The 2,855-nt window shown below is 59.2% G+C and carries 3 protein-coding genes; all 3 read left to right on the forward strand.

Annotation, left to right across the window (positions count from 1 at the left end):
* Positions 1 to 757, forward strand: a 757-nt coding sequence (locus VJV58_RS17045) for a uroporphyrinogen-III synthase (RefSeq protein WP_324138539.1), incomplete at its 5' end; no start/stop codon positions are given.
* A 284-nt stretch (positions 758 to 1,041) separates the two neighbouring features.
* Positions 1,042 to 2,277 carry a branched-chain amino acid ABC transporter substrate-binding protein gene (locus tag VJV58_RS17050; RefSeq protein WP_324138540.1) on the forward strand — a complete coding sequence of 412 codons (1,236 nt, stop codon included), beginning with the start codon at positions 1,042 to 1,044 and terminating at the stop codon, positions 2,275 to 2,277.
* A gap of 71 nt (positions 2,278 to 2,348) precedes the next feature.
* A partial coding sequence (locus VJV58_RS17055; protein ID WP_324138541.1) for a branched-chain amino acid ABC transporter permease occupies positions 2,349 to 2,855 on the forward strand: 507 nt, incomplete at its 3' end.

The raw sequence follows: 2,855 nt of genomic DNA on the forward strand, positions 1-2,855 counted from the left end.
TGTGCTGCAATGCCCGATCCTCATCATCCGCGACGCGCCGGATGCAGCGCCGATTGAAGCCTGGATCCGGCGCTTCATCGAAAGGCCTTGCGACGAGCTTGTGCTGACCACCGGCGAAGGGCTGCGGCGCCTGCTCAAAGCCGCTCGACGCATGAATGTCGAACCAGCCTTTATCGACGCACTCGGGAAGGCGCGGACCTATGCCCGGGGTCCCAAGCCCGGCCGGGCGCTGCGCGAGATCGGGCTTGAGCCGCACGCCACCACGCAAAAACCAACCTCCGAAGGCATTGCGGAGATGCTGTCGCTGATCGACCTCAGGGGGCACCGCGTCGGCTTGCAGCTATATCCCGATAAGGAGCACAGCGCACTGATTGAAGCGATCACCGCCCAAGGCGCAGAACTCGATAGTGTCGCGCCCTACGTTTATGACGCGCAATCAGCAGACGCCAATATCCTCATCGCGGTGAACGAAATGGCGGAGGGCCGAATAGACGCGATTGCGTTGACGAGTTCAGGCCAGGTGCGCCGCTTGATCGAGGTCGCGCAAGCCCATGGTTGCGAAGGTCGCCTGCGCGATGGGTTGGAACGGACGCGCATCGCTTCGGTCGGTCCCGTCGTTTCCAGCGAACTTCAATCGCACGGATTGCGAGCCGATATTTTTCCTGCCAACGGCGCGTATTTCATGAAGCCGCTGATAGCGGCTATGGCGGTCGATCTCGGTAAAACCGCTCACCGGCGCGCAACTAAGTCGTCGTGAGATGAGGCTGGGTTTCGCGCATTAACCCGCGCGCGAAAAACCGGCCCGTGACACATAGCCTCATTGGTAAGCCGGACGCCCCTATTCACACATGGCCCTATTTCTGCAAGCAAATTAAGCCAGTCGCTCCGCTTGTACCCGTAGCCCAGCGGACTTGCGGGTTTGCGACCGTTGGCCCACAATCGTTGCCGGTTAAAGGGCCGCGGGATTACGGAAATCTGAGCCATTCCAGCGCCCGGACTCTCCGACAACACTCAAGAAACGCAAACTCAGGGAGGAATGATATGCGTAAACTCGTGATAGCTGCGGCCTTGGCGCTGCCAATGTTCGGCGGAGCCGCAATGGCGCAGGAGACGCTAAAAATAGGTTATATCGATCCATTGTCGGGCGGCGGCGCCAGCGTCGGCGAAGTCGGCCTGAAGACATTCCAGTTTCTTGCTGACGAGCTCAATGCAAAGGGCGGCATCCAGGGCAAGAAGGTCGAAATCGTCCCGTTCGACAACAAGACCAATCCACAGGAAAGCCTGATCCAGGCGCAAAAAGCTATCGACAGCGGCGTGCGATTCCTCACCCAGGGCAACGGCTCGTCGGTCGCCGGCGCATTGTCCGACTTCGTCACCAAATACAACGAGCGCAATCCGGGCAAGGAAGTTCTTTACTTCAATTACGCCGCGGTCGATCCCGTCCTGACCAACGCGAAATGCAGCTTCTGGCATTTCCGCTGGGATGCGAACTCCGACATCAAGATGGAGGCGCTGACCAATTACATGAAGACGGTGCCTTCGATCAAAAATGTCTATCTGATCAACCAGGATTACTCGTTCGGCGAATCCGTTCGCTCCAGCGCCAAGGCGATGCTGGCGGCCAAGCGGCCGGATATCAAGATCGTCGGTGACGAACTTCATCCGCTGCTAAAGATCACGGATTTCGCGCCCTACATCGCCAAGATCAAGGCATCGGGTGCCGACACCGTCGTAACCGGCAACTGGGGCCAGGATTTCGCCCTGCTGCTGAAAGCGGCTGCTGATGCCGGCCTGAAAGTGAATTGGTATACCTATTATGCCGGCGGCACCGGCGGCCCGACCGCGGTCAAGCAGGCCAACCTGAACCATCAGGTGTTCCAGGTCGGCGAAGGTATCCCTAATCTCGATCACCCGTCATCGCAGGAGTTCGAGAAGGCGCTCCGGGCCAAGTACGACTTCAGCCTGTTCTACCCGCGCGCCGTCAACGAAATGCGCATGCTGGCGGCCGCAGCCGACAAAGCCAAGTCGATCGATCCGATCAAGGTCGCGCTTGCGCTCGAAGGCATGGAAGTCGAGGTGTTCGACGGCGGCAAGGGCTACATGCGCAAGGACGATCACCAGTTCTTCCAGCCGATCTATATTTCTTCGCTCGGAGAGCGCACCGAAAAGGAGCCGTTCGACGAAGAGAAGACCGGCTGGGGATGGAAGCTGGTCGCGAAGATCGATACTCCCGCGACCGTGCTGCCTACCACCTGCAAGATGGAACGGCCGAACTGAGCGCTCGTATGCGTAGGCTCATCCGCCCCGGACGTTGGGGCGGATGCGTCTCCTAATCTCGGCGGTGTGTCGTGCTTGAACTGATCGTCATATCCACACTCAACGGCGTGCTGTTCGGCATGCTGCTGTTCCTGATGGCGAGCGGGCTAACCGTCATTTTCAGCATGCTTGGCGTGCTCAATTTCGCGCATGCCAGCTTTTACATGCTCGGCGCGTTCTTCGGCTTTCAGATCAGTCGCTGGTTCGGGTTCTGGCCGGCGCTGCTGATTGCGCCTTTGCTGGCTGGCGCGCTCGGGGCTGGCGTCGAACGCTTCGGGTTGCGTCGGGTCCACAGGAACGGCCATGTGGCCGAACTGCTGTTCACCTTCGGGCTTGCGTTCGTGATCGAGGAAGTCGTGCAGATCATCTGGGGCAAGAGCCCGCTCGACTTTCGCGTTCCGGCGCTGCTGGATTTTCCGGCGTTCACGATCTTCTCCACCAATTATCCAGCCTACAAGATGTTCATGCTGCTGGTATCGGTCGCGATTTTCGTCGGGCTGTTGCTGGTTCTGAAGAAAACGCGGATCGGCCTGATCGTT

Source organism: Bradyrhizobium sp., from assembly GCF_035273305.1.
In the GTDB taxonomy this organism is placed as follows: Bacteria; Pseudomonadota; Alphaproteobacteria; order Rhizobiales; family Xanthobacteraceae; genus Bradyrhizobium.